The sequence below is a fragment of the Clostridium sp. FS41 genome (assembly GCF_000954015.1).
GTDB classification, from domain to species: Bacteria; Bacillota; Clostridia; order Lachnospirales; family Lachnospiraceae; genus Enterocloster; species Enterocloster citroniae.
Genome location: NZ_JYHN01000059.1, coordinates 39,252 through 62,595, shown reverse-complemented (window position 1 = coordinate 62,595; position 23,344 = coordinate 39,252). Strand labels below are relative to the sequence as shown.

The 23,344-nt window shown below is 51.1% G+C and carries 21 protein-coding genes; 2 read left to right on the top strand and 19 right to left on the bottom strand.

Annotation, left to right across the window (positions count from 1 at the left end; all coding sequences use genetic code 11):
- Positions 1-104: 104 nt before the first annotated feature.
- From CLFS41_RS12415 to CLFS41_RS12340, 16 genes are all read right to left on the bottom strand, one after another.
- Positions 105-1,295, bottom strand: coding sequence for an iron-containing alcohol dehydrogenase (locus tag CLFS41_RS12415; RefSeq protein ID WP_045092467.1), 1,191 nt, complete (start codon positions 1,293-1,295; stop codon positions 105-107).
- On the bottom strand, positions 1,282-2,169 hold the full coding sequence (locus CLFS41_RS12410) for a ketose-bisphosphate aldolase (RefSeq protein ID WP_045092466.1): 888 nt from the start codon (positions 2,167-2,169) through the stop codon (positions 1,282-1,284). The genes CLFS41_RS12415 and CLFS41_RS12410 overlap by 14 nt, the downstream gene beginning before the upstream one ends.
- Positions 2,170-2,240: 71 nt before the next feature.
- Positions 2,241-3,338 carry a PTS fructose transporter subunit IIC gene (locus CLFS41_RS12405; RefSeq protein ID WP_007858750.1) on the bottom strand — a complete coding sequence of 366 codons (1,098 nt, stop codon included), beginning with the start codon at positions 3,336-3,338 and terminating at the stop codon, positions 2,241-2,243.
- A 15-nt stretch (positions 3,339-3,353) separates the two neighbouring features.
- A complete protein-coding gene (locus CLFS41_RS12400) occupies positions 3,354-3,671 on the bottom strand; it encodes a PTS fructose transporter subunit IIB (protein ID WP_007858752.1) in 318 nt (105 codons plus the stop codon).
- The gene (locus CLFS41_RS12395; RefSeq protein ID WP_007858754.1) at positions 3,672-4,142 is read right to left on the bottom strand and encodes a PTS sugar transporter subunit IIA; all 471 of its coding nucleotides are present in this window, start codon (positions 4,140-4,142) and stop codon (positions 3,672-3,674) included.
- Between the two features lie 32 nt (positions 4,143-4,174).
- Positions 4,175-6,265: a PTS sugar transporter subunit IIA gene (locus CLFS41_RS12390; RefSeq protein WP_007858756.1), complete on the bottom strand. Its 2,091-nt coding sequence runs from the start codon at positions 6,263-6,265 to the stop codon at positions 4,175-4,177.
- 304 nt (positions 6,266-6,569) lie between these two features.
- The gene (locus CLFS41_RS12385; protein ID WP_045092655.1) at positions 6,570-7,526 is read right to left on the bottom strand and encodes a GTP-binding protein; all 957 of its coding nucleotides are present in this window, start codon (positions 7,524-7,526) and stop codon (positions 6,570-6,572) included.
- Positions 7,527-7,536: 10 nt separating this feature from the next.
- Positions 7,537-8,613 carry a CobW family GTP-binding protein gene (locus tag CLFS41_RS12380; RefSeq protein ID WP_045092465.1) on the bottom strand — a complete coding sequence of 359 codons (1,077 nt, stop codon included), beginning with the start codon at positions 8,611-8,613 and terminating at the stop codon, positions 7,537-7,539.
- 235 nt (positions 8,614-8,848) lie between these two features.
- On the bottom strand, positions 8,849-9,886 hold the full coding sequence (locus CLFS41_RS12375) for a dihydrodipicolinate reductase (protein WP_347468428.1): 1,038 nt from the start codon (positions 9,884-9,886) through the stop codon (positions 8,849-8,851).
- A 117-nt stretch (positions 9,887-10,003) separates the two neighbouring features.
- Positions 10,004-10,846: a helix-turn-helix domain-containing protein gene (locus CLFS41_RS12370; protein WP_007858773.1), complete on the bottom strand. Its 843-nt coding sequence runs from the start codon at positions 10,844-10,846 to the stop codon at positions 10,004-10,006.
- A gap of 319 nt (positions 10,847-11,165) precedes the next feature.
- Positions 11,166-11,822, bottom strand: coding sequence for a TrkA family potassium uptake protein (locus tag CLFS41_RS12365; RefSeq protein WP_007858776.1), 657 nt, complete (start codon positions 11,820-11,822; stop codon positions 11,166-11,168).
- Positions 11,823-11,875: 53 nt separating this feature from the next.
- Positions 11,876-13,249 carry a TrkH family potassium uptake protein gene (locus CLFS41_RS12360; RefSeq protein WP_045092654.1) on the bottom strand — a complete coding sequence of 458 codons (1,374 nt, stop codon included), beginning with the start codon at positions 13,247-13,249 and terminating at the stop codon, positions 11,876-11,878.
- A gap of 139 nt (positions 13,250-13,388) precedes the next feature.
- The gene (locus CLFS41_RS12355) at positions 13,389-14,210 is read right to left on the bottom strand and encodes a metal ABC transporter permease (RefSeq protein WP_045092463.1); all 822 of its coding nucleotides are present in this window, start codon (positions 14,208-14,210) and stop codon (positions 13,389-13,391) included.
- Positions 14,207-14,983, bottom strand: coding sequence for a metal ABC transporter ATP-binding protein (locus CLFS41_RS12350; protein WP_007858782.1), 777 nt, complete (start codon positions 14,981-14,983; stop codon positions 14,207-14,209). The genes CLFS41_RS12355 and CLFS41_RS12350 overlap by 4 nt, the downstream gene beginning before the upstream one ends.
- Before the next feature lie 66 nt (positions 14,984-15,049).
- Positions 15,050-16,114 carry a metal ABC transporter substrate-binding protein gene (locus CLFS41_RS12345; protein WP_007858783.1) on the bottom strand — a complete coding sequence of 355 codons (1,065 nt, stop codon included), beginning with the start codon at positions 16,112-16,114 and terminating at the stop codon, positions 15,050-15,052.
- Positions 16,101-16,796, bottom strand: a complete 696-nt coding sequence (locus CLFS41_RS12340) for an HAD family hydrolase (RefSeq protein ID WP_330363637.1) — start codon at positions 16,794-16,796, stop codon at positions 16,101-16,103. Before CLFS41_RS12340 ends, CLFS41_RS12345 begins: the two co-directional genes overlap by 14 nt.
- A gap of 239 nt (positions 16,797-17,035) precedes the next feature.
- On the opposite strand from CLFS41_RS12340, the gene CLFS41_RS12335 reads away from it, so the two are divergent.
- Complete coding sequence (locus CLFS41_RS12335) at positions 17,036-17,926, top strand: DegV family protein (protein ID WP_045092462.1); 891 nt, start codon at positions 17,036-17,038, stop codon at positions 17,924-17,926.
- A 34-nt stretch (positions 17,927-17,960) separates the two neighbouring features.
- Here CLFS41_RS12335 and CLFS41_RS12330 read toward each other — a convergent pair whose 3' ends face one another.
- Positions 17,961-18,773, bottom strand: a complete 813-nt coding sequence (locus tag CLFS41_RS12330) for a DUF368 domain-containing protein (protein WP_045092461.1) — start codon at positions 18,771-18,773, stop codon at positions 17,961-17,963.
- A gap of 283 nt (positions 18,774-19,056) precedes the next feature.
- The gene (locus CLFS41_RS12325) at positions 19,057-19,287 is read right to left on the bottom strand and encodes a hypothetical protein (protein WP_007858791.1); all 231 of its coding nucleotides are present in this window, start codon (positions 19,285-19,287) and stop codon (positions 19,057-19,059) included.
- A gap of 279 nt (positions 19,288-19,566) precedes the next feature.
- Between CLFS41_RS12325 and CLFS41_RS12320 the strand changes: the two genes are divergently transcribed.
- Positions 19,567-20,814 (top strand): diguanylate cyclase, encoded by a 1,248-nt coding sequence (locus CLFS41_RS12320; protein ID WP_045092460.1) that lies wholly within the window; start codon positions 19,567-19,569, stop codon positions 20,812-20,814.
- Positions 20,815-20,840: 26 nt separating this feature from the next.
- Here the strand turns inward: CLFS41_RS12320 and CLFS41_RS12315 are convergent, their stop codons facing one another.
- Positions 20,841-23,306: a homocysteine S-methyltransferase family protein gene (locus tag CLFS41_RS12315; protein ID WP_045092459.1), complete on the bottom strand. Its 2,466-nt coding sequence runs from the start codon at positions 23,304-23,306 to the stop codon at positions 20,841-20,843.
- Positions 23,307-23,344: the final 38 nt, after the last annotated feature.

Genomic DNA, 23,344 nt, shown 5'->3' with positions numbered 1-23,344 from the left:
TTAACTATAGCAGATATTGGGGCGGCTGTCAATACGGCAATCTATATTTTTGGTAACAGATCAGACGGCGGGAAAATTGTCGGGGATATGGACGTTAAGCTCGCTTATAAAGCGCCCTCTTTTGTACAGAGCCGGTATATATCTATCATCTGTGATTTTCCTATCTTGACAAAGTTGCCCACCGGTATGGTGTCGCCGTATGTGGCTTTGTCCGCCATCTCCTCAAAAGCGTCCGCCGGAAGTCCCGCGTCCTCAAAGGTAATGGGCATGTCCAGCTGCTTGAAAAACTCCCTCATCCTCCGGATTCCCTCCAGGCAGATGGCGTCCTCCTCCCCGTATGCCAGGTCCACATCCCAGACCCGGACCGCAAACTGCATAAAACGTTTTTTGTCATGACTGTATACATACTCCATCCATGCCGGATATACGATGGACAGGCTGGCCCCATGGGCAATATCATACTTGCCGCTCATTTCCAGGGCGATCCTGTGGGACGCCCAGTCCTGGACCCGTCCCGTGTTCAGCAGTCCATTGTGGGCCAGAGTACCTGCCCATACGATCTCTGCCCTTGTATCGTAATTATACGGTTCCTTCAAAGTCCTGACCCCATTGGCGATAATGCTTCTCAGCGCAGCTTCACAGAGCCTGTCCGTAAGGTCCACATGGGTGGTATTGGTAAAATACCGCTCCATGATATGGGTCATCATGTCCACCACACCGCATCCAACCTGATATGCCGGAAGGGTAAAGGTCAGTTCCGGGTTGATGATTGAAAATACGGGCCGGATCAGATCCAGGTTAATGCTCTTTTTATACCATCCGTCCTCATTGGTTAAAACGGAGCTGAGACTGGCCTCGCTTCCGGCCGCCGGTATGGTGCAGACAGCAGCTGTCTTAAGGGTTTTTTCCGGCACCTTTTTTCCCAGATAAAAGTCCCACACATCCCCCTCATAGGGCACTCCCACTCCTATTGCCTTTGCGGTGTCAATGGCGCTGCCTCCGCCCACGGCCAGAATGAAGGAAATGTTTTCCTTTCTGCAAATGTCGATCCCCTGACGTACAAGCCCCAGCCTTGGGTTGGGTTTCACGCCTCCCAGTTCCAGGACACCGATTCCCTGCTCCTCCAGTGATCCGCGCACCGCGTCAAACAAGCCGTCCCTTTTGATCCGGTCAGAACCGTATACCAGCAGCACTTTGGTACAGTCGCTGTATTTCCTTATCTTTTCTCCCACCTGTTTTTGTGTATCCCTGCCAAAGATGATCTCAGTCGTATTTGAAAATTCAAAATTGATCATTTCCCTTTTCCTCCCTGTATAATCCGCCCTTTCCCAGAGAGCCGAACAGCTCCATTTTTTCCCGGATGACCTTCCTGGCTTCACAGATTCCAGGGGTCAGCACTTTGGCCGGGATAAATCCTCCTGTCTCCTCAATTACCTGGTTTACCTTTTTAAAAAACGCATATTTAAAGTCACTGGAAATGTTCACCTTGCGGATCCCGATCCGGCACGCCCTTCTGATCTCCTCATCCGGGTTGTTGCTGCCGCCATGGAGCACCAGCGGAACTGAGGAAACCTTTTTGATCTCCTCCAGCAGCTCCAGCTGCAGCTTTGGTACAAATCCCTTGGGATAAATGCCGTGGGCCGTGCCGATGGCAATGGCAAGACAGTCCACTCCGGTCCTATTCACAAAATCTACCACGTCACCGGGATCCGTATAGGTTACGTGCTCCACTCCCCCCTCCTCAGAATTGCTCATAACCCCGATGGTTCCCACTTCCCCTTCCACGGAAACTCCCACCATGTGAGCCAGGTCTGCAACTTCCCTGGTGACCCGGACATTTTCCTCATAGGGCAGCTCCGACCCATCCAGCATCACAGAGGTAAAACCGGCCTGAATGGCCTTCATGCACTGCTCCGTATTTTTTCCGTGATCCAGGTGGAGCACAAATGGCACCCTGCTGCCTGCCAGGCGTTCCCGCACATAGGTATAAAACTCCCTGGTGGCAAAGTCAAATTCTCCGGGCGCCACCTGCACAATGGCCGGAGCATCCTGCGCTTCCGCTTCCTCCACCACTGAGCGGAACAGTGAGCTTTCCGTGGCATTAAATGCTCCCACGGCAAAATGGTTTTGTTCCGCAACCTCAAGCATTTCCTTCATATTGATCAGCATAAGCTTCTTCCTCCCTTTTTTAATAGTACTCTAAGAATCTCCTGGTACTCAGATTTACAAAATCCCAATGATTAAAATGTCTCAATCTTAATATCACCGCCATCACCGTTCCCGGCTGTGTCCATAACATTGCCCAAATCCTCAAAGCTCTCATCATCTTCTGTCACCGGCTTTTTGATCAGAGACAGGATGACGCCTGTTATCACACTTCCGATGGCAAGGGCAAGGCAGAATTTTACCGGGTTTGTGAACAGGGGAACAGAAAGCATGCCTCCGTGGGGTACAGGCGAACCGCAGCCCCAGATCATGGACAGTCCGCCGGCCACCGCGGAACCGCACACGCAGGAGAATACCACACGGATCAGGTCCCTGGCCGCTATGGGGATCACGCCTTCCGTGATCATACAAAATCCCATGGGAACAGCTGCCTTTAACGCCTCCTTCTCCGCCCTGGTGTATTTATTCCTGGTGAGCAGGCAGGAGATGGCAATGCCGAAGGGCGGGATCATGGAACCCACAAACTTCACTGCCTCCGGTTCTATGACCCCATCGATCATAAGTCCGTTGACAAATGTTGACATGGTCTTGTTCACAGGGCCTCCGAAATCAAAGCACGCCATTCCCCCAAGTACGGCCCCAAACACAAACTTTGACCCGCTCTGCAGGCTGGAGATCGCCTCTGTCAGGGTTACCTGAAGCCATGCAAAGGGCTGCCCCACCACTGTAAACATGAGGACGGATGCAGCTGCCGTTACCAGCACGGGAATTACCATGACCGGCATAAGTCCCTGCATTGCTTTGGGAAGCTTTACATATTTCTTTACTGCCAGAACCAGATACCCTACCAGGAAGCCTGCGACAATGCCGCCGATAAAGCCTGCCTTGATCTCGGTGCAGATAAATCCAAGGATCAGGCCAGGTGCAATTCCCGGACGGTCCGCTATGGAGTAGGCAACGCCTGCTGTGATCACAGGCACCACTGCCGACATTCCAAAGCCGCCTGCTTTGTAAAGGTAATATCCGATCCCTGATACAGAGTTTCTCACATCCCCGTCTATGAACTGTCCTAAGGCCATGCAAAGCCCGGCCGCTACCACCAGCGGAATCATATAGCCAATTGCCGTAAGCACATGTTTTTTGATCAATGCAATAACACCGCGTTCTTTCATATCGTTCCCTCTCCTTTATCCTTTGTTTTCCATTGCCTTTTCTACCTTTTCAATAAACCCGATGGCGTTTTTGATAACAGCCGCCGTGCCAACGCGTATCACCGGCTTCCCCTTAAACCGCTCCTCGCCGGATATCTTTACATCCACTGCCAGGATCACCACGTCCGCCTCTGCAATCTCCTGTTCCGTCAGTTTGTACTCCGTGCCAATGGTCCCCTGAGTCTCTACCCTGCACTCATGGCCTCTGGCCTTTGCCCCCTTGATCAGCTTTTCCCTGGCCATGTAAGTGTGGGCAATCCCTGCGGTACAGGCTGCAATGCCGACAATCTTCATTTACGTTTCCCCCTTTCTGTTAAACAGAGTGAATATCTCCTCCTCACTCTCAGTTGTTAATAGTGTTTCTATTACATCATCGTCACAAAGCGCAACTGCAACCTGAGACAACAGTGAAACCAGTTCTGATTTATCCCCGCTATTGACGGCAAACATAACAAATGCCCTTGTATCCCCTTCTCCCAGGGTCTCCCACTCCACTCCCTGGTCCACTCTGCCAACAGCCATTGCTGTTTTCAGCACCGCATCCGATTTGCCGTGGGGAATGGCCACCTGGTTCCCGATCCCTGTCGGCCCCTCCCCCTCCCTCTCATACACGGCCCGTATAAACAGGTCCCTGGAAGCCAGAACGCCGGCCCGGTCAAACATGTCGGCCATCTCCTCAATGATCTCTTTTTTATTCCTGCCTTTCATATGCAGGTTGATGCATGACCGTTTGATCACATTTTCTATGGTCATAGATGTCACCATTTTCCCATCCTCCCCTTTTCATCCAAATTATGTCATGATCTGTCCTCACAATTTACCGCCTCCCTGATCCTCTGATTCATAAGTTCAGCCAGATCCCTCCCATGCTCCATCTTCCTGATTGCTTCCACTTCCTCCTGACAATCCAGCAGGTCCAGGAACACACTGTAAAACTTAATGGTTTCCTCCTTCATCCCGGCAGCCTCATCCAGATTAAATGCCAATAGGAAGATCACATCCGCATCCACATCCTCCTGCCACCTGACCGGCTGCTTTAAAACAGCCACTGCCACGGTGGGGCGGATCACATATTTGGCGTATCCATGGGGAATGGCCACTCCCTCCCCCAGTGCTGTGGGCGCTGTGACTTCGTGCTCCAGCACGGACCTCTCAAACCCATCCGTTACATATCCGGCATCTGTAAGCTGTTTACAGAGAACCTTTATCAGCTGTCCTTTGTCTTCTGCTTCCATCTGCAGGTGTATAAACTCTTCATAAAACAGGTTTTTCTGTATGCAAAGCTGGTTACAGGGCTGTTTTGTCTTCAGTTTTCTCCGCCTGACCTGCTTCATCTTATTTTCTACATTCCTGACGTCATACTGAGTCATAAGATGGTCCACCACCACTACCTCTCTCCCAAAGTAAGGGCTTTTGATCTGTACGGTTGTAATGATCAGGTCGCAGGGAATACTGCCGACTTTTTTCAGATCCCTGACAGAGAGCACGTCCGCAATCCTGATATCACTGACGGTCCGTTCCAGCTGCTCCCGCAAAAGCTGGGATATGCCGATCCCGTAATCGCAGACCACACAAGCTGTCACAGCAGACAGGCTCCGCTCAATGGCTCCCCCAAGAAGCAGGGCCAGGCTGCACATTTCATGTTCATTCAGCTCCAGGTTTAATTCTTTTTCAAAATAAACCCCCACCGCGTAGATGGCTGCAAATATATTGGGGTATTTCTGCTTTACCTGTTTTAAAAGGGGATTTACAGTCTTTACATTGTATCTGAGCCTGGCGATCATGGAGCGCAGCTGAAGGAACAGGCCTTCGGAAAAGAACAGATCAGGCCTGAGATCCACATTCACAATATCGCTTACCAGGGAGATCAGCCGTATACTGAAATAACACAATTCCATATGATCCGCCTGGCACTCCAGCATCCGGTCCATGTCCTGAAAATTCTGTATATCCGAGATATCGATGATAAATTCAATAAACTCCTGTTCGCAGGGCGGAAGCTTGATCCTGTATCCGCGCTCCAGGGCCTCAATCAGCCTTCCCTTGATCCGGGCGGAAAACCTGCCCTCCACCTTGCACCGTTGCGGCTTTGGCATGGTCACAAACTGCTTTTTCCTGGACCTGACAATGCACAGTGACAGCAAAAAGAACATTTGGATATGTGCCTCATATGCAAAGGAGAAGCCGTAATACTCTTCCAGGGAATAAATTTCCTTATTGATCCCGCTGGTGTCAAAGCCCTTGAGGAAATCTTCAATTAATATGTATTCCCCCGATTGTCCGGCTCCCTGTCCCCTGTTAAACAGTTCTTTCCTGCTCTTTCGCTTCATCATCAGGAACAGGTTCCACATGGCCATACGCCACTGGTATTCCCCGTATTCGATCTGAAACCCCTTTCCCCGCTTTTTTTCAAACAGGATTCCAAATCCCCCAAACCAGTTCTGCAGTTCGGGTATCAGCCTCTCCACCGATGAGCGGCCCGTATACAATTCCTTTTGTATTTCTCCCAGTCCCAGGCTTCCCCTGGTTAAAAGAAAATATATGATCTGGCTTTTGACATCCAGCTGGTCCGTAACAGGGCTCCTGTCCTCCAGCAGCCGCTTGAGCTTTTCCCAGTCCCTGTCCTCCACCAAAAGCCGGACCCCCTCATGGGGCTTTTTTTCTAACCGTCCAAGATTCTCCTGCTCTATCGCCTCCTGTATCACGATCAACTCATTGCGTATTGTTTTTACAGACACCTGAATCACACCGGAGATATCCGAGACAGTCACAAATCCGTCCTGCTCGTGAAGATAATATAAGATATCCATCTGTCTGCTGGTCACATATATCTTCTCCTTTCTCCCATGAATTCTCTGTTTCATATCCACATTATAGCAGTCTGCCATTTTTCCTCCGTTCATCTTTTTGACACATTCCTTTTAAATATTTCTGTTTTTTTGACACATTTCCTAATCCTGATTCACAGGGAGAGCACCACTCCTTATATATCAGGGACAGATGTGAGTATCATACAGGAATCAAGAAATCCGTGCAATGTGGGGGGTCTTGCCAGGAATGGTATATACTGGTAATAGAAAAAAAAGAAGCAGATGTGTGCTGATCCAATCACTGGATCAACCTACATCTGCCTCTTTCGGTTATTGTATTATATCAATGTCTCCCGCTTCAGGGTACGGGGCACTGAACTGCCTAGAATTGTACTACATCCTTTATCTCGTCCGCCGGTTCCACACTCTCAGCATACAAGACCGGTCCCTCGCCGTGGTAATCTTTCTGGTATTCCACACCGATCCTGGCCCGGACTCGGACCCACTGTTTTGTCTTGAAATTTTCGGCATCCTTCCACTTGCACATAAATCCCAGAAAGGTCATATCCGCCTCACAGCACGTCATGGCCATACGCCCGGGCACAAACTGCTCCTTGGGGAACTTGGGTGACTTTAGCACCATGGCGGTGAATTCCACCACCTTGTCCTTATACCGCTCCGGCTGGTCCATACAGTCAATGTACCAGATACCATAATCCTCAGGTTTTATCCGGATCACACTGCTGTTGATATCATAGGGGAGGTCTTCCTCCAGCGTGGCCTGCTCGATCTCACCTTCCTTGTCCTCCAGCACGATCTCACTTTCACGGCTCATGGCGCGGATGGTTCTTCGGTATGCGGTGAGTTTCTCGTCAGGGATATCATCGCACCGGTTCATGATGACCAGCTCGGAACCGCGGAGCATGGCGCCCAACAGCGGCTTCATGTTCTGCACATACAGTTCAAAGGTGGAACCGTCAATGATAGTGATCTGCTGATAAATAGTCCAGTCGACAGGGAGTTTAAGCTCGTCCTGGTTCCACATGCCGTTCCACTCCATCAGCACCCGCTCCGGCTGGTAGATCACCTCCAGTTCATTCAGGTACTGAGGGGTCAGCTGCTCCAGGGAATCCACGTATACCAACGCTGTCTTATTCTTTTTCAGCTTTTTCTCATCATATTCCGTATCCCCTTCCTCGCACACGATAAGAAGGGTCTTTCCCTCTGCCTTAAAATAGTCCTGCTGCATGGTAAAATCCAAAAACTGGGTTTTACCTGCCTCCAGAAATCCGTTGATCAGAAACAACGGCATGATATCGTCTTCAATCTCATATGCCATAATCTTATCCTCAGCCTCTTCCAAACACGATGTTTAGTGCTTCTTCCTCCAGGCTTGCACCGATCACGCAGACCTTGCCTGTGTAATCCGGCCTTCCTTCCCGGATCTCATACTGCTCCGGAACCAGGTCAAAGTATAGCCATTCCCCGGGATTCTCAGTGGGCAGCATACCTTTGGCCCTGAGCACATCACCAAACTCCTTGGTTGTGGACAGCCTCTTTAATACATCCTCCAGCTGGTCGTATGTCACCGGTACAATGGTCTCCATTCCCCAGCTTGTAAACACCTCATCTGCATGGTGGTGATGATCGTGGCCGTGATGATCATGGTGATCGTGGTCATGGTGGTGATGGCCTTCGCATTCCTCATGGTCATGATGGTGATGGCCCCCGCACTCCTCATGGTCATGATGGTGGTGATGGCCCTCGCACTCCTCATGGTCATGATGGCGTTCCGCTCTCACTTCAGCCAAAAGGTCATCCAACATGGTGTCGTGCTTTCCAATGATCTCCAGCAGCTGGTCCCCGCTCAGATCAGACAGAGGTGTGGTAATGATCACAGCTGCGCCATTCTTCTCCCTAAGCATGTCCACATCCTTCTGGACCTTTGCGGCATCTGTGATATCCGTACGGCTGAGCACAATGGTGCCCGCATTTTCTATCTGGTTATTAAAGAACTCGCCGAAATTCTTCATATACATCTTGCACTTGGCAGCATCCACAATGGTCACTGCGCTGTTCAGCTCTACATCCATGTCAGCGGACACATCCACCACAGCCTTCATCACATCGGACAGCTTGCCTACTCCGGAAGGCTCGATGATGATGCGTTCCGGCTTATATTTAGTAAGCACCTCTGCCAGGGAGGTGCCGAAATCCCCTACCAGGGAACAGCAGATACAGCCGGAGTTCATTTCCCTGATCTCAATGCCAGAGTCCTTGAGAAATCCTCCGTCAATTCCAATCTCCCCGAATTCATTTTCAATGAGCACAACCTTTTCTCCGGCAATCGCCTCCTCAAGAAGCTTCTTAATAAACGTGGTCTTTCCCGCTCCCAGGAAACCGGAAATAATATCAATCTTTGTCATTTTCTCTTCCTTCTTTCTAAATATCCGGACCCCTGTTCCGACCGGCGGAAACAGGGCATGATTAAAACCTATCAATTGACTATTGTGGCACAATAGCCGCCTAAAGTCAAGACATCTTGTGATGAATCATTCTCACAAACAGGGCCTGCGCACAACAAAAGAAGACAGGCGGGGTGCGTTCCCCGCCTGTCCAGACAGACTGATCCGTTCAATATCTTAAGGAGGATTCCTTTGATCAGAAATCCAGATACATGTGCATCGGGTAGGACAGATACTCCACGTCCTCCAGCTTTTCAACGGTGATATATCCGGCCGGCGCATTGAGAATGCTAGGAATACGGTTTACAACCGTGGCGCAGGTGTGCTCCACAGTGGCCGGTTTCTTCACAAAGAATGTGGTCTCCGGCTCCCCTATGATCTTCCAGTCGCACAGGTCGCCGTCATCCGGCCCATATACCTTTCCGATGCACTGTGTCTCAATCACAGGTCCCTGGAAGGTCTCGGTGGTTACCACTGCGCTCATACCAATACAGTTGCCCTTTGGAATGGTGTATCCCATGGTCTCGGAATAAAGATCCGTGGGGTAAAAATAGGGTACACATTTCTGGGTCTGGGATTTAATGGTCCATCCCATCTTGTTGCACAGGGCTTCATTGGAGTTCCACACATAGCAGGGCTCCAGCGTCTCAGGATGGGCAATCTTTGCCTCAAACTCCTCCGGTGTCAGACCCACTCCATGGGCCTCTGCCAATGCCAGTCCGTAATCCTCCACATTGTAGCTGGTAGCGCCCTCAATCCGGTCAATGCGGTGCACGCCCCCGGCCACACAACCGATCATGTTGATCCAATATATATCCTGCATACCTGCGCCCACGATGGTGCAGTTATTTTCTTTTGCCAGCTTATCCAGTTTGTTTGTGATGGAGGATGCCGTGGTCCATGGATAGATCGCCTCCTCACAGGTGGTTACCACATTGATGCCCCTGGATACACATTTTTCAAAATGGGGATATACATCCTCCATGAAGCTGAACAGGGTTACCACTGCAATGTCGGCATCACACTCATCCAGGACCGCATCCGCATCATCACGGATGGTCACTCCCAGCTTGCATCCAATGCCCGCAAAATCCCCCACGTCCATTCCCACCACAGCGGGATTCACGTCAATTGCCCCTACGATCTCAGCCCCTTTTTCATACAGATAGCGCAGGATATATTTTGCCATCTTTCCACAGCCATACTGTACCACACGGATTTTTTCGCAATTCATCATGATATTTGACCCCTTTCCTGTATCTTAGCTCTCATTGCCCTCAAAGTCCAAGGGCATCAATAGTTTCTGCCATTATTATAAGGCTTATACAAGGTATGGAGTCAATAGTGGTTTTTATACGTCTTTTGCCCTCAGGGATACAGGCACCTGAAGCCGCAGGAACATCCCCCGCTCCTGCATATCCATGGGCACCTCCGCCACCACCTCGCAGATATAGTCCCCTGTGATCCGGTATTCCCTGGTTCGTATTTCCTCAAGAAGCCGCTCTATATAATCCTTCTCCTTGTCAAAACTGTTGCAGTAAATGCACAGATACGTGCTGGCCGGTATCTGGGTTATGAGACTTTCCTTTACAAATCCCTTATCCACCAGAACAAAGATTTCCGTGGAGCAGAACCGGCCGGCTAACAGGGCTTCTTTTTTCATCACAGTGCCTGCATTATAAAAGTAAATGGGGGACAGCTGGTTGGCGATCAGGTTCTTTTTCAGCTCCCTGAGTATTTTCTCATACACGTCAATCCCATAATCATAGAAGTTTACTCCGGAATCTGTCATGTAGGTCAGCCTGCGGGGAATATATTCCAGCACAATGGTGCCGTCCGGAGGGGCATTTTCATACCACTCATAGCTCTCCAGGGTGCGCTCGATGGCCCTTCTCCGGTACATCAGCTCCTGAGCCTTCTGGTCAATGGCATCCAGGTTCCGGTACAGGATATTCCTCAGCATATCCGGGTCAAAATGCTTCATCTGCTCCCTGATATCCTTAAGGGACATGCCCAGGGCTTTCATGTGCTGGATCATGTCCAGCTGGGCGCTCTGGCGGATATCGTAATAGCGGTATCCATTCTCCCTGTCCCGGTACATGGGTGAAAACAGCCCCACCTTGTCGTAAAGCCGCAATGCCTGTTCCGACACCCCGTTCAGCCTGGCCATCTGTCCTATTGACAGTTCTTTCACACTGATCACCTCTCCATAATTATGTATTATATATAACTCATCCAGACAATACCGCAAATTTATGGAATAATTATACCAAAAAAACCTTATACCAGCAATAAGGTTCTTCCCTTTTTACAGATCATGATTGTATATATTTTAACAATTATAGCGTTAAAAAACCTGCGGCATCTATTCATCAGCCTTAACCGTCCCGGATCAATACCGGCTGAAAACAGATACCGCAGGTTTCACACCGCAGCATGTTTTATGATCGTTGACCGTTTATGATCATTGATGTTTTATGATCGTTGACCGTTTCTAACAGCTGGCCTTAACCTTAACTCAGCTTTTTGACAATCCGCTCCGCATCCTCCTGGTTACCGATCACCATAAGATGAATGCCGTCCTCGATCACATAGTCGGCGCCCGGCATAAATTTCATGTGGCCGCTGCTCTGTTTTAAGGCGATGATGGAAATACCGTAGACCCGCCGTATATTCAGATCCTTGATGGATTTCCCGACCCAGGAATCCAGGGGACGGATCTCAAAGATGGATATGCCGTCAGCCAGCTCCGTATAGTCAAACACATTGTTGCCGCTGTAGCGCACAGCCGTCTTCTCAGCCACATCCCGGTCCGGATAGACCACCTGGTCGGCCCCGTTTTTAAGCAGAAGCCTTGCATGGATATTGCGGTTGGCCTTGCTCACAACGTATTTTGCTCCCATTTCCTTGATCATGCTGGTCACCTCCAGACTGTTCTGGAAATTATTCCCAATGCAGATAAAGCAGATGTCGAAATTCCCAACCCCCAGGCTCTTTAACACCGCCTCATTGGTACAGTCTCCGATCTTGGCGCTGACCACATAGGGCAGGATGGGCTCCAGCTTTTCCTCTGATATATCCACTGCCATGATCTGGTTATCATGCTTTGCCAGATTCTCACACAGATGCTGTCCAAATCTTCCGATTCCAATAATAAGAATTGATTTCATAGATAGATACCTCTCTCTTTTTCTGATGCTCCGTCCCGCCTTTACGGGACCTGTTATCCGATGGTGATCCGCTCGGCAGGCAGCTGCACATGGGGCTTACGGCTGGACCTGGTAAATGCCAGCGCAAAGGACAAACTTCCGATCCGCCCGCAGTACATCAGCAGTATAATGACGATCCTTGAAAATGTATTCAGGCTTCTGGTCACTCCCGTGCTCATGCCGGAAGTGCCGATGGCCGAACATGTCTCAAAAAACACATCGGACATGGGCAGGTTCTGGAACACCATGATCAAAATAGTGGCTGTCAGCATCAGGCTTAAATTAATGGTAAGGATGCAGGCCGACTGCCGGATGGACTCGTCCTGAAGCCTGCGGCCAAATATCTCCACACCGTAGGTCTGGCGGATATTGGAGTGTACATATAAAAGCAGGACTGCCAGCGTACTGGTCTTGATTCCGCCTGCCGTGGACCCCGGGCTTCCTCCGATAAACATCAAAATAGCTGTCATAAACTTGCTGCCGTCTGTGAGCGCAGCCGTGTCCACATTGTTAAAACCCGCTGTCCTGGGCGTTACCGCGCTGAAAAAACAGGCCCAGAACTTCTCAGACCCGCTCATGCCCACAAGGATATTATCCCGCTCCATGAGATAAAACAGCACGGTGCTCACTGCCAGAAGCGTGGCTGTTGTCACCAGAACGATCTTGGTGTGCAGCATGTAGTGGCGGAAATCCCATTTCTTCCTATACAGATCATCCCACACGATAAATCCGATACCGCCAATGATGATCAGGGCCGAGATGGTGCCTATGACCACCCAGTCCCCCGTGTAACCGCACAGGGAGCTGTACTGCTCAGCATGTCCCATCAGGTCAAAACCAGCATTACAGAAGGCTGAGATGGAGTGGAAGATCCCATACCAGATCCCGCGGAACAAGCCGTATTGCGGGATGAACCGCAGTGACAGTATAACAGCACCCGCCCCCTCAAAGATGGCCGTACCCATAATGATCCTTCTGGCCAGCTTGACCATACCGCCGATCTGCAGCGTGTTCACGCTCTCCTCCATCAGCCCCCGCTCCTTCAGGCCGATCTTACGCCTGAGCACAATGGAGAGAAAGATGCCGATACTGATGAATCCAAGTCCTCCCAGCTGGATCATGATCAGCAGCAGTACCTGTCCAAACATGCTCCACTGGGTCCACGTATCCGCCACCACCAGGCCGGTAACGCAGGACGCGCTGGTGGCGGTAAACAGACAGTTAAGAAAAGGCTCGCTCTGTCCATCCCTGCTGGATATGGGCAGCATCAGAAGAAAGGTGCCTGTCATGATGATCAGGAAAAACCCATAGGCGATAAACTGCGTCTGGGATATGTGTTTTTTTAGTCGGTAATGCTTTGGTTTTGATTCAAATAACTTCTCTTTCATGTTCCCCTCATTCAGTCTCCCATGTGCGCGTTTACAGAACATGGCAGAGGCATTTTCATGGAAATCCTTCCCACTGAACAGCATTGTATCACTTGTTCCATGGTATGTCTACCGCCAACTGTTCACACATATTATTTTCTCAGGCCCGCAGCCTGCTCAGGGACTGCCATGCCATAAACAGCATAAACACCAGAAGATTGGCCACCACCACACTGGCGCCCGCAGGTGTTGAGAACTGGTAGGATGCAGTCATCCCTATTAAAAAGCACAGTACGGAAAGGATGCCCGATGACACCACCACGCCCCCGAAGCTTTTAAACACCCGCATGGATGAGAGGCATGGGAATATGATCAGGCTGGAGATCAGCATGGCCCCCATCATACGCATCCCCAGTACAATGGTAACCGCTGTGAGCACGGCAATGACCACATTATAAAAGCCCACATTTACACCAGTGGCTTTTGCAAAATTCTCATCAAACGTCACTGCGAATATCTTGTTATAGCACACCGCAAACAGGATCAGCACCACCAGGGACAGCACTGCGCTGAGCACCACATCCTCCCGGCTCATGGCCAGGATGCTTCCGAACATATAGCTGCTCACATCCGTGGTAAGCCCTGTGGTAAGGGATGTGACGATGATACCGATGGCCAGCGCGCTGGCTGAGATCAGAGCAATGGCCGCGTCACTTTTGATCCTGCTGTTCTCCGTGATCCGAAGGAGGAAGAATGCGGCCAGCACCACCACGGGAATGGACACCTTAAGCGGTGACCAGCCCATGGCCAGGGCAATGGATAAGGCTCCAAAGGACACATGGGAAAGCCCGTCCCCGATCATGGAATACCGCTTCAGCACCAGGCTCACTCCCAAAAGGGAGGCGCACAGGGACACCAGCATTCCGCCCACAAGGGCCCGCACCAGGAAGGGGTAAGATAACATCTCGCTGATCACACTCATGACTCTTCCTCCCTGTGTACGTGAACGTTTAGAACATGGCAGCCCGCCGTGGGCTTGCATTTTCCCTGCTCCTTCTCATGGAAGAAGTGGCCTGCCGCCTTACTGTTCATATAATCATGGGCAGGTCCGTAGAACATGACCCGCTTTTGAAGGTGGAGGATCTTATTGGCCTCCTCCACCGCATTTCTCAAATCATGGGAAACCATGAGAATGGCCACCCCGTCCTCGCGGTTCAGCCTGCGCAGCATTGTATAAAACTCCTGGATCGCCATGGGATCCAGCCCGGTGATGGGTTCATCCAGGATCAGCAGTTCTGTGGTGGCGCAAAGCGCCCTGGCGATCAGCACCCTCTGCTGCTGCCCTCCCGACAATTCCCGGTAACACTGATCCCTAAGAGGGGTAATACCCAGCTTTTCCAGGTTCCGGTCCGCTATATCCTTTTCAGCTCTGGAGTAAAAGGGCAGCCGCCCCCTTTTGCTGAGGCAGCCGCTGAGCACCACCTCATATACCGTGGCCGGAAAATCCTTCTGGGCAGCGGTCTGCTGGGGCAGATAGCCGATCCCCGTGCGTTTTAAGTCATCCGCCACCTCAAGCCTTCCTGCCGTGGGCTTTAAAAGCCCCAGGAGTCCTTTCATCAGGGTACTCTTGCCTGAACCATTTTCCCCCACAATACACAGGTAATCGCCGGGGTTGACTTCCATATTCACGTCCACCACCGCATCCTGGTTATCATATCCAAAATCTACATGTTCACATTTTATCAAAGGTGTCATCTCATACCTCTTTTTTATTTCTTCCGTTGTACTGCCGGGCAGGCAGTCTGCATCCCCATGGCGCAGCTACTCCAGCCCTATGCGGAGATTCTCCACGTTCCGGTTCATCAGCTGGAGATAGGTTACCCCTTCATCAAACTGTCTTCTGGCCACATTGTGGCAGGAATGTAGAAGGAGGGGCGCTGCCCCGGTCTCCTCACTGATGATCTCCGCCGTGCGGTGGCTTGACAGTTCCAGATAGTACACTGCCCCGATCCCCTCTTCCCTCACCTTGTCTATGAGATAGGCAATGGTCTTGGCGCTGGGCTCCGTATCCGTGCTGCAGCCTGAAAATGCAGCCCTGTAGGTGAGTCCGTACTCATCTGCAAAATACCGGAAAGGGAATTTGTCCGCCACCACAATCATATGGTTTCTTGCCTGGGAAACCACCTGCCTGAACCTTCCATCCAGATCCTTCAGATCCTTGACATATGCATCTGTATTTTCCTGGTAAAAGCTGCTCCCCTGCGGATCCGCCTCCTGAAGGGTCTGGCTTATGATCTTTACAATGGCCTGGGCATTCACCGGGGAGGTCCAGATATGCTCATCATACTCTATCTCCATCTCATGGCCATCGGCTTCAAACCGGTGGGCATCCTCCATATGGATGTCTGCCTCATCCCCGTGTTCATGGTCCTCTGCTCCGTGGTCATGGGCGTCCTCCATTCCCTCCACATGCTCCTCTTCCACTGTATCCACATAATCCATCATGGTGAGCAATACCATATTGCTGGTATCCAGGGAGTCCAGGACCTGGTCCACCCAGTGCTCCATCTCCCCGCCGTTAAATACTATAACGTCCGCTTCCTGCATGGCGATCATATCGGCCGGGGTGGGTTCAAAGGAGTGGCTGTCCATGCCGGCCGGGACGATCAGCTTCAGATCCACCCTGTCCCCTGCGATCTGGCGCACAAAATCATAGTAGGGGAAAATGGTGGTGACCACACACAGCCTGTCATCCCTTTTTTCCGCCGCCTGCTCCATCCCTCTCCTGCCCCTTGCCCCCCATATCCCAAGAACTATCTCGGCGATTGTCAAAACTGCCATGATCCAGACCAGCACTTTTAGCCTGCCCGATTTATTCCTGTCCAATCCCGTTCACATCCTTTATAATCTGTATCACCTGGGATGGATGGTCCACAACAAACCTGGGAGCAAACTCCTCCAGTTCCTTCCTGTCCCTGAATCCCCAGGTAACGCCCACTGTGTCCACACCGGCATGTTTCCCGGTACGCATGTCCGTATTGGTATCTCCCAGATACAGCACCTCTTCCCCGGTCACCCCCAGCTCCTTCATAATGGCCCAGACTCCATCCGGGGCCGGTTTTTTCCTGATTCCCTTATCCTCCCTCTCCCCATACACCAGGTCAAAGCAGCCTTTTCCAAACACGCCCTCCACATTGTCCAGCGTCCTGGGGTGGGGTTTGTTGGAAAGCACTGCGGATAGGATGTTATGTTCATTTAAAAATGCCAGCATTTCCCTGATCCCGTCATAGGCGTCCACACGGTACATGCAGCACCCTTTAAAAATATCCGGATATTGTTCCAGGGCCTCCTGGTAATGATCCAGCCCTTCATCCCCGCATGCCTTCAGCGCCCGCTCCAAAAGCTTCTTATATCCATCCCCCACAAAAACCTTGCACTCCTCCACGGATACCGGCCTCATCCCCCACTGTTCCAGGGTGAGATCCACGGATTTTTGTATGGCATATATGGAATTTACCAATGTTCCATCCAGATCAAATATACAGCATTTATACATTATGATTGCCATTCCTTTCCATTCGTATACTCCAGGGTGTCACAACACAAATACGCCCTGTATCACAGCACAAAGTACATCATAGCACAATTTTCCTCGTTTTACCAGTACAAGCCCTGTCCTCTTACACATATCCTGTTTATCCGTCCGCAGCCCGCAGCCAGCTGTATTTATTTGACACTATCCCCTGCACCATGCTATACTTTGTCCATAAAACACGTCAACCATTGACTTATTAAAAGGAGCACATTATGACAACTTCATATGTAATAACCTGCTGTTCCACTGCTGACATGCCTGAGCAATACCTGGCAGAACGGGAGATCCCCTATGCCTGCTTCCATTTCCGGATGGAAGATAAAGAGTACGATGATGATCTGGGAAAGTCCATTGCCATTGAGGATTTTTATCAAAGGATCCGGGATGGCGCCATGCCCACCACCTCCCAGGTAAATCCCGAACAGTATGAGGCCATGTTTGATCCCATCCTTAGGGAGGGGAAGGATATCATCCATCTGACCCTGTCCACCGGAATCTCAGGAACCTATAATTCGGCTGTCATAGCCAGGGATGAGATGCAGGAGCGCTATCCTGACCGGCGGATCGAGGTTATTGATTCACTGCAGGCATCTGTTGGCTATGGCCTCCTTCTGGACACTGCCTGGGAAAAAATGCAGGCAGGGACCGGCTATGAGGAACTGGTCACCTGGATCAAGGAACATAAATTAAGGCTGCAGGGCTGGTTCTTCACCACGGACCTGACCCATTTAAGGAGAGGCGGAAGAATCTCAGTCTCTGCAGCCTTTTTCGGCAACATGTTGAATATCTGCCCCCTGATGAACATAGATCACGAGGGCAAGCTGATCCCCCGGGACAAGTGCCGGGGCAAGAAAAAAGTCATAAAGGAATTGGTGGAACGCATGAAGACCCATGCCCAGGACAAGACAGGTTATTCAGGGAAATGTTTCATCTGCCACTCCTCCTGCCCTGACGATGCCCAGGCCGTGGCTTCCCTGATCAAAGAGACTTTTCCCCATCTGAACGGAGCGCCGCCCATTATGGACATAGGAACCGTGATCGGCTCCCACACCGGTCCCGGAACCGTAGGCGCGTTTTTCTGGGGTGATGAGCGCGTGGACTGATGTTTAGACACGCTTTGGGAACGCGCGGACATTCCTAGGCTTCCTTCCCCGCCATCTTATACAGGGCAGCGAAGCCCAGGGCTGCACACAGGATGCTGTACGCCATATCCGAGCCTGAAGGAATGCCCGGAAACAGTTCGGGCAGGGACCCGAACATAAAACCTAAGATGATCAGATAGGTGGGCTGGGGATGGCGCTCCATCAGCTGTTCCAGCACCTTGGTGGTCAGGAAGATCCCTCCCACCACGCCTGCTCCCAGGGGAATCAGGGGCAATATGTTCAGGGTGCTTATATTTTTAATGATCCCCTCATAGATTCCCAGCATGTAGAGCATCTGGGAAACACTGATCCCGGGCAGCACCAGGCCCACCGCTATGATGATCCCCCCGGCCAGCTGAATGAGCGCTGCGCCTATGCCAAAGCTGCCGTTTGGTTCAAACAGACCGGTAGGAAGCAGGGCCAGTATCACAACGGCCAGGATCCCTATGACAGGATAGGCCACTGCTCCCAAACTGATCCTTTTAATTCCCGCTTCCTTATATATCATGGGCACTCCCCCAGCCACAGCTCCCAGAAAGAAGAACCGAAGAGGCACATCCGCCCTGGTGGTAAAAAGAAAACTGATGAACCGGGAAAATACCACCATCCCGATCCCGGCCCCCAGTACAAACCGCACCAGAAAGGACATGCTCTTTCCCGGATTGCGGAAAAAGGAACTGACCGAGGAAATGAGCCTGTCATACACGCCCATGATCATGGCCATGGAACCTCCGCTGACTCCCGGGACCGTCATGGTGCCGCCGATCCACATTCCTTTTAATATCGTAATCAGATGATCTCTATTCATTCTCAGACTCCTTTTTTTCCATTATCCGGATCATTGTAACCCATGGACCGCCAAATGGGAATTAATTTTCTGTATATATTATGCCGGAAGCCGCGTTCTTATTGCAGAAGGGCAAAAAACCCCCCCGCCGTGAAACAGACACAGGCGGGGAGATTTTATAAGGGAATATGATTATGTAGGTATATTAGTTTTGTTCGTATCTAAGTTTGTAGGTATATATAGTTTGTTGGTTTGCAGGTGTATTCGTTTACAGATACATCAGTTCCACATCAATAAGGATTGCTTAGAATCCCATTCCGTTGGAAAATCCGCTGCAGGAATTACCGGACGGTGCGCTGACACCCATCTGGGACAGAATGCAGTCCAGATCCTGGTTTCCGTGCTGGTAGCATACATTCTGAGGATTGTTGGATCCGTTGTAAAGCCCTGCATTATAATCATTCATGGTTGCCATATTCGTACCGCATGCAGAACCTAACATTGCGGCAACTGCCATTGTTGAAATTGGTAACATAGTTTGTCCTCTCTTTCTGTGCTTGTAATATTCTCTTGAATATTACAAAAGTATTTCTTTTTTGTTACAAAACCATATTATCACATTTATAACCATCTGTGTCAGGGAGTAATTGGGGACATTTCCAGAAAATGGTGACAAATTTCGCACTTCTTTACACTTTTTTAAGTTATATACATTGCGCATCGTGAATATATTTGTATTATTATGTAACCGCCGCCCTGTTTGCTGTTAAGAGGGATTTGGCAGTTAGTATTATATGACAGGGGATATTACATCATGCTAAACAATGTGAAAAAAAACATAAGTACAGCTTTTCCGCTTTTCAGATGCGAGACAACATTCAGACATGTACAGGAACTGTTTGACACGGTCCAGACCATGAACATCAGCCAGACACTGAACTTTTCCGTTCTCCTCATTGTACTGGAACTGGTGAATCTGGTCAGTTACCTGGCCGTGGACATAAGCAACAGGCTGATCTCACCCATCAGCATGGCCATCGTCCTGTTCCTATTGTTCATGGTAAGCAATCTGTTCTACTGTGAACATATATTCAAATTGGAGCGCAACCGGAGGACACGCCGTATGATACAATACCATACCTATGTGTTCACCTCACTGCTTGGCTTATTCTGTCTGTTGATCAATCATTATTGCCTGAAGAGCAGGATGACTGCGGAAAGTGTGCTTATGTTCTATATCTATATTGCAGCAGGGCCCTTCTTTACGTTTACCGAGGCAGCCGCCGCCGTATTCGTCACAGCGGGACTGGCTCTTCCTTCCTTTGTGACACAGCGGGCGCCGGTGGCCCTGTACTCCAACCTGTTCCTTTACAGCTTTATCAGCCTGTTCCTGTCCCAGGTCCGCTGCCGCATTATCGGAAACAACCTGCGTATGCTGCGGGAAGCGCGTGACGAACAGGTCTACCTTCAGAGCAGGGCTGACAATGACCCCCTGACCCATATACCTAACAGAAACGGATTTGCCCTGGGCCTGGAGGCGCTGATGCCCGGGGCCATCCGGCTTCAGATCCCTGTGGCTGTCATTATGGTGGATATTGATTACTTTAAACAGTACAATGACACATTCGGCCACGTGGCGGGGGATGAATGCCTGAAACGGGTGGCGGATGCGCTGGCCACCCACATCCATCAGGAAAAGGATCTGATCTGCCGCTTTGGCGGAGAGGAGTTTGAGATCCTCCTGTATGGGATCAAACCGGAGGACGCCGTCCAGGTGGCGGACCGTCTCAGGTTGTCTGTAACCGACTTAAGGATCCCTTCAGCCAACCACAGCATTTCTCCCTATGTGACCATCAGTGTGGGAATATGCAGCGCCATCCCCACCTCCCTGGAAACATACCCCAATATGGTACAGGCTGCTGATGATGAACTATATTATGCAAAAAACCACGGCAAAAATATGGTCTCCTTCCGCGAGCTGCCCCCTGAACAAAATAAGGACACGGCAGCACCTACTGTGGTCCAGTGTGCCGCCGCATCCTATGAACTGCCCCGTCTCTAAACCCATGGGGCTTTATTTTTGTGTTTTTACCTGACAAAAATGCTCTCCGCATAATTGACAGATGCCATGGCGTCCCGGCAGTACATGTCGGCTCCTATGGTCTGGGCATACTCTTTTGTGAGCACTGCCCCTCCCACCATCACCTTGACGTTTGGCGCTGTTGCCCTGAGCTTTTGGATGGTCTCCTCCATGCTGGGCACCGTGGTGGTCATAAGGGCGCTGAGCCCCACAAGGGGAACCTTTCCCTTTACAGCCTCCTCCACGATCCTCTCCGGAGGCACATCCTTCCCCAGATCCATTACATCATACCCGTAATTTTCCAAAAGCACCTTTACAATGTTTTTTCCGATATCATGGATATCGCCTTTAACGGTTGCCAGAATGACAGTGCCTTTTTTCTCCTGCACCTGACCGCTTTGGTCCATCCTGGTCTTAATGACCTCAAAGGCCGCCTTTGCCGCCTCAGCGCTCATAAGGAGCTGGGGAAGGAAGACGGTTCCCTTTTCAAACCCTTTGCCCACCCGGTCCAGGGCAGGGATCATGTGGTCATTGATAATGTCCAGGGCATCCCTTTTCTCCAGCAGAACACCCACTGCCTGGTGGGCCGCATCCTTCAGTCCCCGCTCAATGGCCGAGGTAAGGAGCGCTCCGGCATCTTCCCCGCCGGACAAAGCCGATGATGCGCCGGACGCCTGGCCGCCGTTGCCTGCCGCCTGGCCCGCGCCGTTCTTTCCTATGGTCCGCCCAAGGCCGGATGCCTGGCCGCTGTAGATGCTTATATACCGGCTGCACTGGGGATCCCTGTCCATCAGGGCATTAAAGCTGTAAAAAGCACGCATCATGGCCTCGGAGTTGGGATTGATAATAGCCGCATTCAGCCCGGCCTCCATGGCCATGGTAAAAAAGGCCCCATTGATGATCTCTCTCTGGGGAAGGCCAAAGGAAATGTTGGACACCCCCAGCACCGATTTGCCCCCCAGTTCATCCCGGATGCGCCGCAGGGTCTCCAGTGTGGTCAGGGCCCCCCTGCTGTCCGAACTCACAGTCATACACAGGCCGTCCAGTATGATATCTTCCGGCCCGATCCCATAATCCGCAGCTGTATCAATGATCTTACGGCCCACTGCAATACGGCCCTCTGCCGTCTCCGGGATCCCGCCCTCATCCAGGCACAATCCCACCACAACGCCGCCGTATTTTGCAACCAGAGGAAACACCTGGCTCATAACCTCCGCCTTTCCGTTGACGGAGTTGATCAGAGGCTTGCCGTTATAAACCCTCATGGCCCGCTCCATGGCTTCGATGTTGGAGGTGTCGATCTGCAGCGGAAGATCGATAATGCTTTGAAGTTCCTTTACCACCTCCTCCATCATGGAAGGCTCATCTATCTCAGGCAGACCCACATTCACATCCAGCACATCGGCTCCGTTGTCCTGCTGGCTCACCCCTTCCCTGAGGATGTATTCCAGGTTATGGTCCCGGAGAGCCTGCTTGAATTTAGATTTGCCCGTGGGGTTGATCCGCTCCCCGATAATGACCGTTTTCCTGTCCACCACCACGGCCTGGGCATAGGAGGAAATAACCGTGCGCCTTTTTTTCTCAGGCCATCTTACGGGGATGTCCTTACAGAGCTTAACAGTCTCCCGTATGTGGTCCGGAGTGGTGCCGCAGCATCCTCCCACCACGGCGGCTCCCATGTCTACGATCTCCCTCATGACCTGGGCAAACTGGTCTTCGTTGATATCATAGACCGTTTTCCCGTTCTCGCTTCTTGGAAGTCCGGCATTGGGATTCACCATAACAGGAAGGGAAGTCACTTCAAGGATATCCTTCAGGATCCCCTTCATCTGCTCCGGTCCCAGTCCGCAGTTGATTCCCAGGGCATCCACCCGCAGGCCTTCTAACAGCGCCACCGTGGATTCCACATTTCCTCCTGTGAGAAGCTTTCCCTTCTCATCAAAGGTCACTGAGGTAAACACGGGAATATTTTCACCTGTCACCGGATCCACCCCGGCTTCCTTTGCAGCCAGCACCGCCGCTTTCAGCTCATAGCTGTCGCTCATTGTGGCAATGAACACCAGGTCGGCCCCGGCCTTAACACCGTAAGCCACCACTTCCTTGTACAGACTTACCGCATCCTCAAAGTCCAGGTCTCCCAGGGGCTTTAACAGTTTTCCCGTGGGCCCCACGTCCAGGGCAACATAGCCATGTCCCGCTTCCTCCACTGCCGCCTTTGCGTGTCCCACCGCCGCAGTAATGATCTCCTCCAGGTTGTCCTTATATTTAAGCCCATTGGCTCCAAAGGTGTTGGTTTCCATGATATCAGCCCCTGCCTTCAGGTACTGCCTGTGGATATCCCTTACAATCTCAGGATGGGTCAGGTTCCACATCTCAGGCATTTCCCCTGCCTGAAGTCCCCGGGCCTGAAGCATGCTTCCCATTCCGCCGTCACAGAACAGGCGGCGTACTTTCATTTCCTCTAATAGTCTCATTGTCATTCCTCCCAAGCAGTATCCATCCCGGAGCATGT